17 protein-coding genes and 1 riboswitch are annotated in these 15,693 nt (G+C 71.0%); of the genes, 14 read left to right on the top strand and 3 right to left on the bottom strand.

Going from position 1 to position 15,693, the window contains the following annotated elements; genetic code table 11:
- The first annotated feature begins 11 nt into the window (after positions 1-11).
- The 4 genes from JOD65_RS21820 to JOD65_RS21805 are packed head-to-tail and all read left to right on the top strand — an operon-like array spanning position 12 to position 3,653.
- The gene (locus JOD65_RS21820; protein WP_191194546.1) at positions 12-650 is read left to right on the top strand and encodes a fasciclin domain-containing protein; all 639 of its coding nucleotides are present in this window, start codon (positions 12-14) and stop codon (positions 648-650) included.
- A 39-nt stretch (positions 651-689) separates the two neighbouring features.
- Positions 690-1,328: an RNA polymerase sigma factor gene (locus JOD65_RS21815; protein ID WP_204811335.1), complete on the top strand. Its 639-nt coding sequence runs from the start codon at positions 690-692 to the stop codon at positions 1,326-1,328.
- Positions 1,315-2,031 (top strand): anti-sigma factor, encoded by a 717-nt coding sequence (locus JOD65_RS21810; RefSeq protein WP_191194547.1) that lies wholly within the window; start codon positions 1,315-1,317, stop codon positions 2,029-2,031. The genes JOD65_RS21815 and JOD65_RS21810 overlap by 14 nt, the downstream gene beginning before the upstream one ends.
- Positions 2,032-2,090: 59 nt before the next feature.
- Complete coding sequence (locus tag JOD65_RS21805; protein ID WP_191194548.1) at positions 2,091-3,653, top strand: FMN-binding glutamate synthase family protein; 1,563 nt, start codon at positions 2,091-2,093, stop codon at positions 3,651-3,653.
- 22 nt (positions 3,654-3,675) lie between these two features.
- Here the strand turns inward: JOD65_RS21805 and JOD65_RS21800 are convergent, their stop codons facing one another.
- The gene (locus tag JOD65_RS21800) at positions 3,676-5,115 is read right to left on the bottom strand and encodes an alpha,alpha-trehalose-phosphate synthase (UDP-forming) (protein ID WP_307821333.1); all 1,440 of its coding nucleotides are present in this window, start codon (positions 5,113-5,115) and stop codon (positions 3,676-3,678) included.
- Between the two features lie 214 nt (positions 5,116-5,329).
- Here JOD65_RS21800 and napA point away from each other — a divergent pair, with 214 nt between their 5' ends.
- The 5 genes from napA to JOD65_RS21775 all read left to right on the top strand — a co-directional run bounded on the left by napA (position 5,330) and on the right by JOD65_RS21775 (position 8,925).
- Positions 5,330-5,623 carry a nucleoid-associated protein NapA gene (napA, locus tag JOD65_RS21795; protein ID WP_191194550.1) on the top strand — a complete coding sequence of 98 codons (294 nt, stop codon included), beginning with the start codon at positions 5,330-5,332 and terminating at the stop codon, positions 5,621-5,623.
- 107 nt (positions 5,624-5,730) lie between these two features.
- On the top strand, positions 5,731-6,216 hold the full coding sequence (locus tag JOD65_RS21790) for a LytR C-terminal domain-containing protein (protein WP_307821332.1): 486 nt from the start codon (positions 5,731-5,733) through the stop codon (positions 6,214-6,216).
- Positions 6,217-6,293: 77 nt separating this feature from the next.
- Entirely contained in the window at positions 6,294-7,124 is an 831-nt protein-coding gene (gene otsB, locus JOD65_RS21785) for a trehalose-phosphatase (protein ID WP_191194552.1), read from the top strand.
- 76 nt (positions 7,125-7,200) lie between these two features.
- Positions 7,201-7,340, top strand: a riboswitch (SAM riboswitch).
- Positions 7,341-7,350: 10 nt separating this feature from the next.
- On the top strand, positions 7,351-8,634 hold the full coding sequence (gene thrC / locus JOD65_RS21780) for a threonine synthase (protein WP_191194553.1): 1,284 nt from the start codon (positions 7,351-7,353) through the stop codon (positions 8,632-8,634).
- A 15-nt stretch (positions 8,635-8,649) separates the two neighbouring features.
- Positions 8,650-8,925: a MoaD/ThiS family protein gene (locus JOD65_RS21775; RefSeq protein ID WP_191194554.1), complete on the top strand. Its 276-nt coding sequence runs from the start codon at positions 8,650-8,652 to the stop codon at positions 8,923-8,925.
- Between the two features lie 19 nt (positions 8,926-8,944).
- Here JOD65_RS21775 and JOD65_RS21770 read toward each other — a convergent pair whose 3' ends face one another.
- Both JOD65_RS21770 and JOD65_RS21765 read right to left on the bottom strand, forming a co-directional pair.
- Positions 8,945-9,442: a GDYXXLXY domain-containing protein gene (locus JOD65_RS21770; protein ID WP_191194555.1), complete on the bottom strand. Its 498-nt coding sequence runs from the start codon at positions 9,440-9,442 to the stop codon at positions 8,945-8,947.
- Entirely contained in the window at positions 9,439-10,671 is a 1,233-nt protein-coding gene (locus JOD65_RS21765) for a DUF2157 domain-containing protein (protein ID WP_191194556.1), read from the bottom strand. Before JOD65_RS21765 ends, JOD65_RS21770 begins: the two co-directional genes overlap by 4 nt.
- A gap of 124 nt (positions 10,672-10,795) precedes the next feature.
- On the opposite strand from JOD65_RS21765, the gene JOD65_RS21760 reads away from it, so the two are divergent.
- The 5 genes from JOD65_RS21760 to JOD65_RS21740 all read left to right on the top strand — a co-directional run bounded on the left by JOD65_RS21760 (position 10,796) and on the right by JOD65_RS21740 (position 15,451).
- A complete protein-coding gene (locus tag JOD65_RS21760) occupies positions 10,796-11,635 on the top strand; it encodes an SGNH/GDSL hydrolase family protein (protein WP_307821330.1) in 840 nt (279 codons plus the stop codon).
- Between the two features lie 9 nt (positions 11,636-11,644).
- Positions 11,645-12,502 (top strand): class I SAM-dependent methyltransferase, encoded by an 858-nt coding sequence (locus JOD65_RS21755; RefSeq protein ID WP_191194558.1) that lies wholly within the window; start codon positions 11,645-11,647, stop codon positions 12,500-12,502.
- Positions 12,499-13,365 (top strand): ATP-grasp domain-containing protein, encoded by an 867-nt coding sequence (locus tag JOD65_RS21750; RefSeq protein ID WP_191194559.1) that lies wholly within the window; start codon positions 12,499-12,501, stop codon positions 13,363-13,365. Before JOD65_RS21755 ends, JOD65_RS21750 begins: the two co-directional genes overlap by 4 nt.
- Before the next feature lie 242 nt (positions 13,366-13,607).
- On the top strand, positions 13,608-13,985 hold the full coding sequence (locus tag JOD65_RS21745; protein ID WP_191194560.1) for a TadE/TadG family type IV pilus assembly protein: 378 nt from the start codon (positions 13,608-13,610) through the stop codon (positions 13,983-13,985).
- Positions 13,982-15,451: a pilus assembly protein TadG-related protein gene (locus JOD65_RS21740; protein WP_191194561.1), complete on the top strand. Its 1,470-nt coding sequence runs from the start codon at positions 13,982-13,984 to the stop codon at positions 15,449-15,451. Before JOD65_RS21745 ends, JOD65_RS21740 begins: the two co-directional genes overlap by 4 nt.
- The last annotated feature ends 242 nt before the right edge of the window (positions 15,452-15,693 follow it).

The raw sequence follows: 15,693 nt of genomic DNA, 5'->3' as shown, positions 1-15,693 counted from the left end.
AAGGACCCCTCATGAAGCGACGCGTTCCCGCCATCCTCGCCGCCTCGGCCCTCGCCCTGGGCGCGGTGCAGGCCACGGCCCCCGCCGCGAGCGCCAAGGCCGCCGGTGAGGACAGCCTCGCGGCCCTCCTCACCTCCGACGGCAACACGTTCGACAAGAACAAGGCCGACTTCGACATCGTCACCGAGGCCGCCCTCGCCGTGGTCGCCGCCAAGCCCGACTCCCCGGTCGCGCTGCTGGCCGACGGCAGCAAGCGCCTGACGGTATTCGCGCCCACCGACGAGGCGTTCCGCCTGCTGGCCAAGGACCTGACCGGCAAGACGATCAAGAGCGAGAAGAAGATCTTCGACGCGCTCGTCGAGCTCGCCGGTGTCGACACGATCGAGACCGTCCTGCTCTACCACGTCGTCCCGGGCGCGACGCTGACCAGCAACAAGGTCCTCAAGGCCAACGGCGCGAAGCTGACCACCGCCCAGGGCGGCAAGATCACCGTCAAGGTCAAGACCAAGCCGAGCGTGAGCGTCACGCTCAAGGACCGCGACAAGAACGCCCAGGACCCGAAGGCCGCGCTCAAGGCCCTCGACCTCAACAAGGGCAACAAGCAGGTCGCCCACGGCATCGACCGGGTTCTCCGCCCGATCGACCTCTGAGACGCGGCGTCACGGACGCCTGACGGGCGGGGAGCGACGGTGACCATCATCCCGCTCCCCGCCCGCGCGGCACGCCGGTACGGTGGCCCGGTGGTGACCGAGGCGATGGCGTTCGAGGACGAGCAGGACGCCGGCGTCCACGCGCTCGCCACTCGTCTCGTCGCCGGCGACGAGACCGCCCTCGAGGAGGTCTACGACCGCTGGTCGGCGCTCGTGCACACCTACGCCCTCCGTGCCCTGCGCGACAGCCACGACGCGGAGGATGTCACCCAGCAGGTGTTCGTCGCTGCGTGGCGCAGCCGCCACACGCTGACCCCGAGCCCCTCCGCCCTCCCGGCCTGGCTGGTGGGGATCGCCCGCCACAAGGTCGCCGACGTACGAGCGGCCCGCGCCCGCGACGCAGCGAAGGTCGCTGCAGTGGTGTCGCTGCCGAGCACGCACGACCTGCACCTGTCCGCCGACCAGGACGTCGCCGAACAACTGGTCGTGAGGCAAGCAGTCGAGGACCTGCCCGACCCCCGCCGCACCATCGTGTTCCTCGCCTTCTGGGAGGAGCGCAGCCACGCCGAGATCGCCGAGAAGGTCGGCCTGCCGCTCGGCACCGTGAAGAGCCACGTCCGCCGTGGCCTGATGAAGCTCCACGAGCAGCTCGAGGGGGTGCGCCATGAGTCACGTTGATCCCGAGCAGCTCGCCGGGCTCGCCCTCGACCCCACGGACGGCCCCGTCGACGTGCGTGAGCACGTCGAGACGTGCCCCGAGTGCGCAGGGCTGGTCGCCGCGTTCACCGGCGTACGCCGCCGCGCCGGCGCCGACGCCCTGGTCCCGCCCCCCGCTGAGCTGCGCGCGCAGGTGCTGGCGGAGGTCCGGTCGGGCGACGCCCCGCCGGCCCCGCTGCCCGTCCGCGCGGAGCCGACGTCCCGACGCGGCGTACCGCTGTGGCTGGCCGGCGTCGCCGCCGCGCTCGCCCTCCTGGCCGGAGTCGGTCTCGGGCGCCTCGGCACGGGGACGGACGAGCCGCCTGAGGCGGTCGACCCGCCGGCGGACACCGGGACCGTCGTGGCCGCGACCCCTCTCACCGCCCTCGACAGCGACGCCGGGCGCGGCGAGGCGAGCGCCGTGAAGACCGACGACACCTTCACCATCCGGGTCAGCGCGAGCGAGCTCGGCGACGAGCCCGGCGTGCACGAGGTGTGGCTGATCAACGTCGACGGCGAGCGGATGATCTCCATCGGCCTGCTCGCCTCGGGCGACGAGGGCGAGTTCGCCGTCCCCATGGACCTGATCGACGAGGGCTACCGCATCGTCGACATCTCGGTCGAGCCCGACGACGGCGACCCCACCCACTCAGGGGTGAGCATCGCGCGCGGGGAGCTCGCCTGACCCCTCCATCGGGACGGTCCGTCCTCGACAACGCGTCACGGGAGGGCTAGGAACGGGTCATGAAGTGGAGGTACGCCATCCTCGGCGGCACGGCAGCGGCGGCGGCCGCGACGACCGTGCACGACCTGGTCCAGACGAAGCACGCGATCGTCCGCAACTTCCCGGTGATCGGGCACGCCCGCTTCTTCCTGGAGAGGTTCGGGCCCGAGCTGCGGCAGTACATCGTCACCAGCAACGACGAGGAGCGCCCGTTCAGCCGTGACCAGCGTCGCTGGATCTACGCCAGCTCCAAGCTGGAGAACAACTACTTCGGCTTCGGCACCGACAACGACGTGGAGCGGGTCGAGGGCTACCCGATCATCAAGCACCGCACCTTCACCGGTCCGGGGGCGGCCACGATGCCGCACGCGCAGGAGGAGATCGTGCTGCCCTGTGCCAAGGTGATGGGCGCCGCGCGCGGTCGTACGCACGCCTTCCGGCCCTCCTCGGTCGTCAACATCTCCGGCATGAGCTTCGGCGCGCTGTCGGGCAAGGCCATCGAGTCGCTCAACAAGGGCGCGGCCATGGCCGGCTGCTTCCAGAACACCGGCGAGGGCGCCCTCTCGCCCCACCACCGCAACGGCGGCGACATCGTCTTCCAGATCGGCACCTCCTACTTCGGCTGCCGCGACGAGCACGGCCGCTTCGACATGGCGCGGCTCGTCGACGTGGTGCAGTCGGCACCGGTGCGCGCGATCGAGGTCAAGCTCAGCCAGGGCGCCAAGCCCGGGCTCGGCGGCATGCTCCCCGGCGAGAAGGTGAGCAGGGAGATCGCCGAGATCCGTGGCATCGAGGAGGGCAAGGACTGCGCGTCACCCAGCCGCCACACCGTCTTCCACGACATCGACTCCATGCTCGACTTCGTCGAGTCCGTGGCGCAGGCCACCGGCCTGCCGGTCGGGATCAAGTCGGCGGTCGGCAACCTCACGATGTGGGACGAGCTCGTCCAGGAGATGGGGTCCGGGACCCGCGGCGTCGACTTCGTCAACGTCGACGGGGGCGAGGGCGGCACGGGCGCCGCGCCGATGATCTTCGCCGACTCCGTGGCCTACCCGTTCCGCATCGGCTTCAGCGAGGTGTGGCGCCGGTTCGCGGCCGCCGGCCTCAGCGACGACGTCGTGTTCGTCGGCGCGGGCAAGCTCGGCGTGCCGGAGAACGCCGTCGTCGCGTTCGCGCTCGGCGCCGACATGGTCAGCGTGGGCCGCGAGGCGATGCTGTCGATCGGCTGCATCCAGGCCCAGAAGTGCCACACCGACCACTGCCCGGTCGGCATCGCGACGCAGAACCCCCGCTACACCCGCGGCCTCGACGTGGGCCTCAAGAGCGTGCGGGCGGCCAACTACGTCCGCTCGTTGCGCCGCGACCTGCTCAAGGTCTCCGAGGCGATCGGTGTCGTCCACCCCGGCCTGATCGCGCCGCGCGACATCGACATCCTCGACGGCACGCGGTCCGCGATGGGCCTCGGTGAGGTCTACGGCTACGACCCGACCTGGCCGCGCCTCGGCGCGGACCTGGTGAGCGAGATCGAGGCGATCATGGTCGCCCAGGACGAGACCGCGCCGGCACGACGCACCTCGGCCTGAGCCGAGCGGGGGACCGGGGCGCTCAGCGCGAGCGTGACTCGCGCACCGTCTTGTCGTGGTGCTCGGGCAGGTCCTCGAGCTCGCGGAGGAAGTCGGCGGCCCACTTCGCCACGTCGTGGTGGACGACGGTCCTGCGCATCGCCCGCATCCGCCGGGAGGTCTCCTTCTTGTCCGCGGCGAAGGCGTCGAGCAGCGCGGACTTCATGCCGTCGATGTCGTAGGGGTTGACCAGCCAGGCCTGCCGCAGCTCCTGTGCCGCGCCGGCGAACTCCGAGAGCACCAAGGCGCCGTCGTCCTCGAAGCGGCAGGCGACGTACTCCTTGGCGACGAGGTTCATCCCGTCGCGGAACGGCGTCACCACCATGATGTCGGCCGCCCGGTAGAACGCGGCCATCTCCTCGCGGGGGTAGGAGTTGTGCAGGTAGTGGATGGCGGGGTTGCCGATCTTGCCGTGGTCGCCGTTGATCCGTCCGACGAGCATCTCGATGTCGTCGCGAAGGATGCGGTACTGCTCCACGCGCTCGCGGGAGGGCGTCGCGACCTGCACGAAGACGGCGTCCTCCACGTCGAGGTGCCCGTCGCGCACCAGCTCGCCGAACGCCCGCAGCCGGGAGTAGATGCCCTTGGTGTAGTCGAGCCGGTCGACGCCGAGAAAGATCCGCCGCGGGTTGCCGAGGGCCTCGCGGATCTCGGCGGCCCGCTCCTCCACCGCCTCCGAGCGGGCCAGCTCCTCGAACCCGGCCGTGTCGATCGAGATCGGGAACGCGGTCGCCCTCACGGGCCGACCGTCCGGGAGGTAGATGGTGTCGCGGTGGGTCTTGTGGCCCACCCGGCTGCGTACGAGGCGTACGAAGTTCGCGGCCGCACCCGGCAGCTGGAAGCCGATCAGGTCCGCGCCCAGGAGCCCCTCGAGGATCTGGCGGCGCCACGGCAGCTGCGAGAAGAGCTCGGCCGGCGGGAAGGGGATGTGGAGGTAGAACCCGATCCGCAGGTCAGGCCTCGACGCACGCAGCATCTGCGGCACCAGCTGGAGCTGGTAGTCCTGCACCCAGACCGTGGCCCCCTCCGCCGCCACCTCGGCCGCCCGGTCGGCGAAGCGCTGGTTGACCGTGACGTAGGAGTCCCACCACTCGCGGTGGAACTCCGGCTTGGCGATGACGTCGTGGTAGAGCGGCCAGAGCGTGCCGTTGGAGAACCCCTCGTAGAACTCCTCGACCTCCCGGGCGCTCAACGCGACCGGGATCAGGGAGAGCCCGTTCTCCTCGAACGGCTCGAACTCGTCGTCGGCCGAGCCCGGCCAGCCGATCCACGCGCCGTCGTTGGCCCGCAGCACCGGCTCGAGGGCGGTCACGAGCCCGCCGGGGGAGGGCCGCCACGACACCGAGCCGTCCGGCTGGCGCACCCGGTCCACGGGCAGCCGGTTGGCCACGATCACGAGGTCTGCCTGCGCCGCTGCACTCACGTCCGCAACCCTAGCGACGGGCGGTGAGACGCAGACCACCCCGCGGTGTCCCCGCGGACTCGGTCCGGGCGGGCCGCCGGAGCGCTCCACGAGTCCGGCGCAGGTTTTGTCCAGACGACTCGCCGGAGGCGAATGACATCGTTGTCGTTCGTCGCCTAGACTCGTCCTCGTCCACCCGGTCACGGGTGGTGTGGGGTCGAGGAGGAGATGTCCGATGGACGCAGCCGAGCACATCACAGCCCAGCAGGAGGCTGCTGCCGGGCTGAGCGAGCGCGACGGCGACATCCTCGAGTTCGAGCGGCACTGGTGGAAGTACGCCGGTGCCAAGGAGCAGGCCGTCCGCGAGAAGTTCGACATGTCCTCCACCCGCTACTACCAGGTCCTCAACGCGCTGATCGACCGTCCCGAGGCGCTCGAGGCCGACCCGCTGCTCGTACGCCGCCTCCGTCGGCTGCGGGCCTCCCGCCAGCGGCAGCGCTCGGCGCGCCGCCTCGGGTTCGAGATCTGACACCACCTCTGACTCCACGGCCCGCCCTCTCACGATTGGTCACCTTCCCCATGGCCTCCTTCCCCAGCCCCGGCCGACCCGCGCCCCGTCGTCGTGACGAGCGCGGCGTGGCCTTCCCGTCCCCGCTCGTGATGCTGTCGGTCCTCGCCGTCGCGATGGCCTCGATCACCTTCGTCGCGACCCGCGACCAGGCGCCGACCGAGCGCCGCGTCGACACGGCCACGATCGCCAGCGCCGACCAGACGCCCAGCGCCGAGCCGACCCCGACGGAGGCCGAGACGCCGTCGCCCGAGCCCAAGCCCAAGCCGCAGGTCAAGCGGGGCGAGGTCTACGTCGAGGTCTACAACAACTCCGGCATCCGGGGGCTCGCCGCCGAGACCGCCACGAAGGCCACCGGTGTCGGCTGGGCCGTGGTCGGCGAGGACAACTGGCAGGGCCTCATCCCCACCAGCACCGTCTACTTCCCGCCCCGGCTCAAGGCCGCCGGCAAGCAGCTCGCCCTCGACCTGGGGATCAAGCGCACGGCGCCGGCCGTCGGCGTGATGAAGCGCGACCGGCTCACCATCATCCTCACCGCCGACGCCCCGCGCTGACCCCTCTGGCTTCCCTCGCCCCGGTGCAACCGCGGGCAGGGTCGGCGCACGTGCGCCGCACGTGGTTGGGTTGACCCATGGAGTTCACCTCCGACGACGCGCGCGCCCACTACGACGCCGTACGCGACGTCCTCGACGGCGTGGTCGTGGGCCTCGACTTCGACGGCACGCTGTCGCCGGTGGTCGACGACCCCGAGGCGGCCCGACTGCACCCCGCGGCCCCGGGCGCGCTGCTCGAGCTCGCCGAGGCGGTGCGCGCGGTCGCGGTGATCACCGGTCGCCCGGCGCGCCAGGCCATCGCCATGGGTGACCTCGACGCGCTCGGCAACGCCATGCTCGACCGCGGTGCCGAGCTGTTCGTGTTCGGCCAGTACGGCAACGAGCGCTGGTCGGCCACCGAGCAGCGCATCCGGTCGCCGCGGCCGCCGGCGGGGCTGGCGAGCTTCGAGCGCGAGCTGCCGTCCGTCCTGCGCAGCGCCGACGCCACCGGGGCGTACGTCGAGGAGAAGGGCCTCGCGGTCGCGGTGCACACCCGCCGCATGGACGACCCGGCCGGCACCTTCGAGCGGCTGGTGAAGCCGATCTCCGCCCTCGCCGAGCGCCACCACCTCACGATCGAGCCCGGTCGCAACGTCATCGAGGTGCGCTCGGGTGACATGCACAAGGGCCATGCCCTGCGGGCCTTCGTCGCCGAGCAGGAGGCCACCGGGGTGGTCTTCGGCGGCGACGACCTCGGCGACGTCGAGGCGTTCGAGGCGGTCCGCTCGCTCCGTGCCGAGGGCCTGCCCGGCCTGGTCGTGTGCTCGGCCTCGACCGAGCAGCCGGACCTTGTCCGGCTCGCCGACGTGGTCGTCGACGGACCTCAGGGCGTCGTCGAGCTCCTGACCGCTCTCTCCGCTCGCCGCTGACCGCACCGCGGACGCCGTCCGGACCACATCGTGGACACGATGTGCACATCGTGAGACGGCCTGCCTAGGCTGAGCGTGCTCATCACGAGGGACTGAGGGAACGGCCCGACGAAGTCCCGGCAACCACCCGCGAGCCTCCTGTCCGCCTCACGGCAGGCAGTCGCGGGAGCAGGTGCCAAATCCGACCCCAGCGAGAGTCGCGGGGACAGATGAGAAGGAGGACTTCATGAGCACCCTGTTGGACGAGAACACCACTGGCACCCCGTCGAAAGGCCTGCGCGAGGGTGCCTTCGGCAACGCCCGCGCCCTGGCCTGCCGCGAGTGCGGGCACGAGGTCGCACTCGGCCCCTCCTACGCGTGTCCGGAGTGCTTCGGGCCGCTCGAGGTGGCCTACGACTTCCCGACGGTGACCCGCGAGGAGATCGCCGCCGGCCCCCGCAACATCTGGCGCTACAAGGCGCTCCTGCCGGTGCCCGACGACATCGAGCAGAGCCCCAACACCGAGCCCGGCTTCACGCGGCTGCTCGAGGCGAAGAACCTCGCCCGCGAGCTCGGCCTCGAGAAGCTGTGGGTCAAGGACGACTCGACCAACCCGACCAACTCCTTCAAGGATCGCGTGGTCGCCTGCGCCCTGAGCGCGGCCCGCGAGCTCGACGCCAAGGTCTTCGCCTGCCCCTCGACCGGCAACCTGGCCAACGCCGTCGCCGCGGCCGGCGCCCGGGCCGGGATCAAGACGGTCGTCTTCATCCCGAGCAACCTCGAGAAGCCCAAGCAGGTCAACTCGGCCGTCTTCACCGACCATCTCGTCGCGGTCGACGGCAACTACGACGACGTCAACAAGCTCGCGTCGGAGATCGCCGGCGAGGAGGAGGGCTGGGCGTTCGTCAACGTCAACGTGCGCCCCTTCTACGCCGAGGGCTCGAAGACGCTGGGCTACGAGATCGCCGAGCAGCTCGGCTGGCGGCTGCCCGACCAGATCGTCATCCCGGTCGCGTCCGGCTCGCAGCTGACCAAGGTCGACAAGGCCTTCAAGGAGCTCATCGCCCTCGGCCTGGTCGAGGACAAGCCCTACAAGGTCTTCGGCGCCCAGGCCACCGGCTGCTCGCCGGTCTCGGTCGCCTACAAGGCCGGCACCGACGCGATCCGCCCGGTCAAGCCCGACACCATCGCCAAGAGCCTGGCCATCGGCAACCCGGCCGACGGCATCTACGTCCTCGACATCTGTCGCCGCTCGGGCGGTGCGGTGGAGGACATCACCGATGACGAGGTTCGCGAGGCGATCGTGCTGCTGGCCCGCACCGAAGGGATCTTCACGGAGACCGCCGGTGGCACCACGGTCGGCGTGCTGAAGAAGCTCGTCGAGAGCGGCCAGCTCGACACCTCGCTCGAGACCGTCGTGATCAACACCGGCCACGGCCTCAAGACCCTGGACGCCGTGTCCGACCGGGTCGGCGCCGTCGCCACCATTGCGCCTTCCTACGACGCCTTCGTGGCGTCCGGAATCCTCTGAGAGGAAGATTCAAGCATGAGTGTTTCCGTCCGCATCCCGACCATCCTCCGCACCTACACCGGCGGTGAGTCCGAGGTCAGCGCCGAGGGCGACACCCTGGCCGCGGTGCTCGACGACCTCGACGCCAGCTACTCCGGCATCAAGGGCCGCATCCTCGACGAGGCGGGCAAGCTGCGCCGCTTCGTCAACGTCTACGTCGGCAACGACGACGTGCGGTTCCTCGAGGAGCTGGAGACCGCCACGCCCGACGGCGTGCAGATCTCGGTGATCCCGGCGGTCGCCGGGGGCTGAGCCCCGGCGACAGTGCCCGTCACGGAGCGCGTACGTCGACCACGGCGGCGTTGCCGCGGTCGTCGACCCGCAGCTCGGCGACCGCGCCGTCGCGCAGCAGGTCCTCGGCCTGCTTTGCGTCGTCCTGCGGGAGGAACCAGCTCTCGATGCCGCACCGGACCTGCCACGACCGGTCGTCGCAGGCGAGGTAGGGGCCGTCGTCCGGCCGCGTGCGGGACCACTTCTCGCCGACCCAGACGCCGTCCTCCTCGACCAGCGTGATGTAGACGTCGCCGGACTCCCCGTCCTCCAGCGAGCCGAGGCCTGGCTCGACGAACGACTGGGACCCGTCATGGCGCAGGTCGGGGTAGTCGAGTGCGACGTACGCGCCACGGAACGGGTCGATCGGGTCCACCGGTGCCACCCGCACCAGGTAGGTGTCGCCGGCGACCCGGGCGGAGAGCTGCGGTGCCACGGCCAGACCGACCAGTGCGAGCTGGCTGGTGGCGACGACCGCGGTGGTCAGGATGAGCTTCATCGGTCCGTTCCCTTCGAGGTGGTGGCGGTGTCGGCGGGGTCGAGGGCCTGCACGAGCTCCCGGCGGGCCCGGTCGAACAGGAAGCCCGTGCCGAGGAAGACGGTGCCGAGTACCACGAACAGCCAGGCGCCGGTGACGATCGGCGCGAAGACGGCGAAGCTCTGGAAGGTCGTGAAGACGACCAGCCCGACCATCGCCATCCAGGTGAGGGCCTGGTGGTCGCGGACGGTCCCGAGCGCGACGAGGGCGACGGCCAGGAGCACGTAGGCGACCACGGAGATCGCCGCGTGCGCCCAGTCGGCCCCGTCGACGGCGGTCGTGTCGGTGCCGGTCGACCACAGGCTCAGCGACGTGGCGGTCAGCAGCACGGCGATGGCGCCCAGCGGCTCAAGGATGCCTGCGCTGCGGCGGACGACGACGGCAACGACCGTCGCCGCTGCCGCGACCGCCACTGCGACCACGAGCCAGGTCGACCACGTCAGGCCGTCGCTTCCCGCGTCGGGGATCGCGGCGACGAAGAGCGCCGCCAGTGCCATGCCGCCGGCGACGGTGCGCCAGGTCCAGGCGAACCCGTCGATCCACCCGTCGTGCAGGACCGCGAGGGCGGCGGCGAGGACGCCGCCGGCGCCGAGCAGCACAACCACCGTGGTCCCGTCCTGGGCGTCCCACAGGGGCTGCATGAACCACCAGGTGACGCCCGTGACGACACCGACGAGGAAGGGCATGTGCGCCCGCGTCAGGTAGGCGTGGATGAACGCGCCGACGGCCCAGAGGCCGATGAGTCGGGGCTCGTACGCCGGGACCTGCAGCGACTGGGCCGCCTGGAAGATGACGGCGCCGGCACCGAGCGCGGCGAGGAGTCGTGCGGCGCCGACCAGCGGCGGCGAGGCGTGGCGCGCCGCGAGCGCCTCACCGCCCACGAGGAAGGCCAGCCACAGGGCTGCCACTGCCGCGAAGCGCGTCAGGGGCGAGAGCTCATCGAGGTTGGCGGCGACCAGCCAGATCAGCCCGACGCCGACGAAGCCGCCGCCGAGGTAGAGCAGGACGCGGCCCACGCTGACGCGGGCGTGGTGCTCGGAGTGGTAGCGCGCCGAGATGCGTGCGGCCTGCTCCTCGCCGATGATGCCCTCCGAGGTCCAGTCGGCGAGCTCGTGGCGCAGCCAGGCGAGCTGGTGCGGGGCGACCGGGCGGGTCGCGAGCGCGGGTGCCGGTGACGAGGTGTCGGTCATGCCTCCACCGTGGCCCGGCGCGGCCTCGTTGTCCTGAGTACATCGACCCATGTGTGGGGTGCCGTTCGGTGGCGGGATGCCCGGGGTTGCGCAGGTGTTCAGGTGGGTCTGGTTCACAGGGGGCGTGGGGAGCAGACACCTGACCCGGGCCGGCGTCGCGCTGGCCGTCCTCGGCGGCGTGGCGGGAGGGACGGCGTACGGCGCGCGCGAGCTGTTGCACCGACAGGCGGCGCAGGCCCGGCGCGCGATCGGCAAGCCGTTGGGGGAGCGGGCGCCGGACGCTGACCGCCACTACAAGAAGAAGCACGGCGAGCCGGTGGACCTGTTGGTGCTCGGCGACTCGATCGCCGCCGGCCTGGGCGCGGACCGGGCCAAGGACACCCTCGGCAGCCGACTGGCGCGCGGCATCGCCTCCAGCGCCGGCCGCTCGGTGCGGCTCAGGACGGCGGCGGTGGTCGGCTCGGAGAGCAGCATGCTCGCCTCCCAGCTCGCCTCCCTGCCTCGTGGATATCGCCCGGACGTGGCCGTCATCGTGGTCGGCGGCAACGACGTCACCCACCGGGTGCCGGTCGCCGAGTCCGTACGCCACCTGGCCGAGGCTGTCGAGGACCTGCGGGCCCGCGGGGCGGAGGTCGTCGTCGGCACCTGCCCGGACCTCGGTGCGCTCCGCCCGGTGCCGCAACCCCTGCGCGCGCTCGGCTCGCGTGCCTCGCGGCAGCTGGCGGAGGCCCAGCGGGAGGCGGCGCTGGCGCGCGGTGCGCGGGTGGTCTCGCTGGCACACGTGGTGGGCCCGTTCTTCATCACCAACCCCGAGGAGATGTTCAGCCTCGACCGCTTCCACCCGAGCGCGCACGGCTACAAGCGCACGGCGAAGGCGATGCTCCCGTCGGTGCTCGCGGCCCTCGGCGTGGTGGCCGACGTGCCGTTCGGGCACCACGCACCCGACGTGGGTGGGTCAGGCTAGGGTTCCCGGGTGCGCACCACTGCTCGACGAGCCGGCCAGGCCGTCAAGAAGGCTGCCAAGAAGGCCGGCCGGATGCAGGCATCGCCCGTGCCGGCCGAGCCCGAGCCGCTCGACCCGAAGGCTGAGCGCCGCCGTCGGTTGCTGGCCAGCAACCTGACCGAGCTGGCCATCGAGTTCCGCACCGACAAGTGGGGCGTCCACAAGTACACCCCCCACTACGAGCGCCACCTCCAGCACCTGCGCGGGGAGTCCTTCACGCTGCTCGAGCTCGGGATCGGCGGCTACAAGAAGCGTCGCAAGAGCGGCGCCTCGATGAAGATGTGGCGCTGGTTCTTCCCCAAGGCGCGCATCGTCGGGCTCGACATCGAGGACAAGTCGTGGCTCACGCGGGGCCACATCCACACCTACCTCGGTGACCAGACCGACCCTGAGGTCCTCGAGCGCATCATCGACGAGCAGGGTGCGCCGCTGGTGGTCATCGACGACGGCAGCCACATCCCGGCCCACGTGCGCGAGTCCTTCCGGATCCTGTTCCCCCTGCTGCCCGACGGTGGCATCTACTGCATCGAGGACACCCAGACGTCCTACTGGCCGGCGTGGGGCGGGCAGCTCGACCCGCGCGCCCCGGGCACGTCGATGGACCTGGTCAAGGACCTCGTCGACGGCCTCAACCACGAGGAGTTCCTCCTCGAGGGCTACGAGCCGACCTACACCGACCAGTGGGTGCGGGCCGTGCACTGCTACCACAACCTCGTCATCATCGAGAAGGGCGACAACCGGGAGGGCACCAACCGCGACAACGTCGCGCACGAGCTCTACGGCGCCTCCGAGCTGCCCGACGACTCCGACGGCTCCGACGACGCATGAGCGTCCTGCTCGCCACCAGCGGTGACCTGCCGCAGGGGGAGCCCGGCGCGGGCGCCCTCGACGCCGTCCTCCTCGCCCGCGGCACCGATTTCGCCTGGGCCCGCTGGGACGACCCGTCCGTCGACTGGTCTGCTTCCGACCTCGTCGCGGTGCGGTCCACCTGGGACTACGTCACCCGCCACGGGGAGTTCCTCTCGTGGGCGAGGTCGCTCGACCAGGCCCGCCTGCTCAACGGCGCCGACGTCTTCGCCTGGAACCATGACAAGCGCTACCTCACCGAGCTCGGCGACCTGCCGGCGGTGCCGACGCTGCTCGCCGACGACCGTGCCGGCCTGGCCGACGCGGTGCGCCACTTCGGCACCGCGGTCGTCAAGCCCCGCGTCGGCGCCGGGGGAGCGGGGCTCCTCGTGGTCACCGACCCCGACGACCCCCGCCTGGGTCGACCCGTCCGCAGCCACGCCGACTACCCCGAGGTCGACGGGCCGTGGGTCGTCCAGCCGCTCGTCGAGTCGATCCGCACGCACGGCGAGGCGTCGGTCTACGTCCTCGACGGGCGGCTCGGCCAGCGCTTCGACAAGCTGCCCGGCGAGGGCGACGTACGCGTCAACGAGGAGTTCGGCGGCCGGGTGCGCGCCGTCGAGACCGGTGACGTCGGCGACCTGGTGATGAGCGCGTACGACGCGATGGCCGAGCGCTTCGGCCGGCCGATGGACTATCTCCGCGTCGACCTGCTGCGCTGGGGCGGCGAGTGGGTGGTGAGCGAGCTCGAGCTGATCGAGCCGGGCCTCTACCTCGACGTGTCGCCAGCCAACGCGGAACCTTTCGCCGACCTGCTCGCCGCGAGGGCCGTCGGCAGGAGCTGACAGGCCTGTCTAGACAGGTCGGCAAACAAATCTCGGTCCGGGGGGTGGGACCTGCCCCCCTCAAGTTAGGTTGCCCTTGTCTTGCCTGCGCTGGGGGGTGCGGGCAGGGCCGGTGATCCGTCATCCGTGCCGGATCACCGTCACAACCTTCGCGGCGCCGGGAGCGATCTCACGCGTCGCACCTGCGGGAGGAAATAGTCATGCCCTTTTCACGCCCACGCGAGGATCGCGGGGCGTCAGCTGTGGAGTTCGCACTTGTCGTGCCACTCCTGCTGGCGGTCCTGTTCTCGATCATCGACCTCGGGTTTGCGATCAACCGCTACACGGTCCTCAACAACGCCACTCGCGAAGGTGTACGAGCGGCCAGCCTCAGCGCCAGCAGCAGCCAGGTCAGCCAGGTCGTCAACGACTCGCTCTCCGACCTGAAGGGGAAGGTCACCGTCACCGTCTCGTGCCAGACGCCGCTGGGGGGCACCTGCGGGTCGTGGGACGCCAACCACACCTCGGGCGGGGTCGCCGTCGTGACGACGACCTACCAGCACGCATGGCTGACGCCGATGGGCAAGGTCCTGTCGTCGAGCCTGAGTCTCTCCAAGACCAGCCAGATGAGGATCGAGTGAGGCGCGCGCTGGCGGCGCGCGCACGGCAGGAGAGGGACGAGACGGGAGCCGTTGCCGTCCTCGTCGTGCTGCTCGCGATCGTCATCTTCGCCTGCGCCGCTCTCGCCGTGGACATCTCGTCCCTCGCCATGGAGCGGCAGAAGCTGCACGACCATGTCGATTCGGCCGCGCACGCCGGGGCCTTCGAGCTCCCGGCGAGCGGACCCAACGCCAAGGCGTGGGCCGTCACGATGGCCAAGACCCAGGACCCGGACATGACGCCCGACACCGAGCTCTTCTGCGTCGTGGCCTCCACCGGCACCAGCAGACAGGTGGCGGCCGGGCAGATCCCGGCGACGTGCGATCCCGGGAGCTACTCGACCGCCCAGGTGCGGTGCAACAACAGGATCTGCTCGATCCCGTGCCCGGCCACTGCTCGGTGCAACACGATCCGGGTCAGCGACTCCAAGGACGTCGACTTCGACTTCGCGCCCGTCGTCGGCCGGAAGAAGGGCTCGACCGGATCGGTGTCGTCCGCGGCGTGCCGGGGCTCGTGTGGGGAGACCCTGCCGAACCCGATGGACGTCGTCTTCATGGCTGACCGCACCACCAGCATGGCCGACGACGACCGGGAGGACATGCAAGCAGCGATCGTCGACAGCCTCGGCGTGATGGACCCGACGCTCCACTACGTCGCGTTCGGTGCGATGCACAAGAGCAAGGCGACGTCGACCTGCGCCACGGCGGCCACCACGTCCTCCGACGGCGCCAAGGGCGGCAAGTGGATCGCCATCGACTTCACCAACGACTACCGGGCCAACCGGGACTCGCCGATCAGCTCGAGCAGCAAGCTGGTGCGCGGCGTGAAGTGCATGCCCAACGGCGCGGTGCCGGGGTTGTCGACGGGGAGCTACGGCACCCACCTCGCCTCCGCCTTCAAGGGTGCCGCGCGCTACCTGCTGGGCCTGGACCCCAACAACCTCGCCTCGCTGCCGAAACGCCCCGGCACGCCGAAGAGGGTGCTGATCTTCGAGACAGACGGTCAGCCCGACGAGCTGCTCGAGGAGGGGAGCACGTCGATGACCAGCGCCGGCGACCTGGGTGCCGGCCGCAACACCTACGGCAACGGCAAGGGGAAGAAGGGCTGCGAGAACCTGACGGACGTGGCCAGACAGGCCAAGGAGCGGGGTGTCATGGTGCTGGTCATCGGCTTCGGGGACGCCAGGTCGGCCTCGTGCGAGAAGCCGGGCACCCGCACGCCGCGCTCCCCGTGGGTGCGGGACTACCTGGCGGCCGCGGCGTCGCCCGGTCCCGGTGGCGCCCCGAGCAAGGCGGAGAGCGACTGCTCCACCACCGCGGAGCGGACCGCGGAGAACAAGGACGGCGACTACTACTACTGCGCTGCAAGCGGGTCGGAGCTCGGTCCGATCTTCGCCACCGCGATCAACGCGGTGACAGAGAGCATCAAGCTCATCGAGATGCCGTAGGCCATGGGGCTGGAACGGCGCGTGCCCCGCGGGGCGCGCGCCGTTCTGGCGCCCGCTGACGTTTGCACTCTCGGGGTGCGAGTGCTAAACATGACGTTGGCACTCTCATCACGAGAGTGACAACGACCCAGGTGACGCTGAGGTCCCCGACGCCGGCGGGAATGGATCGCCGGCCGAGCGGGATCGTCCGTCGCGGGCAGCCCGCCTGGAGCCGACACACAGACTCACGTCGATAGGAATCG

This window comes from Nocardioides cavernae, assembly GCF_016907475.1.
GTDB classification, from domain to species: domain Bacteria; phylum Actinomycetota; class Actinomycetes; order Propionibacteriales; family Nocardioidaceae; genus Nocardioides; species Nocardioides cavernae.
Note: the sequence above shows the minus strand (reverse complement) of the source record. Positions and strands in the feature narration are given on the sequence as shown.

Excerpts from the sequence above, each read along its gene's own strand:
- JOD65_RS21820 (WP_191194546.1), top strand. The coding sequence starts at position 12 with ATGAAGCGACGCGTTCCCGCCATCCTCGCCGCCTCGGCCCTCGCCCTG.
- JOD65_RS21810 (WP_191194547.1), top strand. The coding sequence starts at position 1,315 with ATGAGTCACGTTGATCCCGAGCAGCTCGCCGGGCTCGCCCTCGACCCC.
- JOD65_RS21805 (WP_191194548.1), top strand. The coding sequence starts at position 2,091 with ATGAAGTGGAGGTACGCCATCCTCGGCGGCACGGCAGCGGCGGCGGCC.
- napA (WP_191194550.1), top strand. The coding sequence starts at position 5,330 with ATGGACGCAGCCGAGCACATCACAGCCCAGCAGGAGGCTGCTGCCGGG.
- otsB (WP_191194552.1), top strand. The coding sequence starts at position 6,294 with ATGGAGTTCACCTCCGACGACGCGCGCGCCCACTACGACGCCGTACGC.
- thrC (WP_191194553.1), top strand. The coding sequence starts at position 7,351 with ATGAGCACCCTGTTGGACGAGAACACCACTGGCACCCCGTCGAAAGGC.
- JOD65_RS21775 (WP_191194554.1), top strand. The coding sequence starts at position 8,650 with ATGAGTGTTTCCGTCCGCATCCCGACCATCCTCCGCACCTACACCGGC.
- JOD65_RS21770 (WP_191194555.1), bottom strand. The coding sequence starts at position 9,442 with ATGAAGCTCATCCTGACCACCGCGGTCGTCGCCACCAGCCAGCTCGCA.
- JOD65_RS21765 (WP_191194556.1), bottom strand. The coding sequence starts at position 10,671 with ATGACCGACACCTCGTCACCGGCACCCGCGCTCGCGACCCGCCCGGTC.
- JOD65_RS21750 (WP_191194559.1), top strand. The coding sequence starts at position 12,499 with ATGAGCGTCCTGCTCGCCACCAGCGGTGACCTGCCGCAGGGGGAGCCC.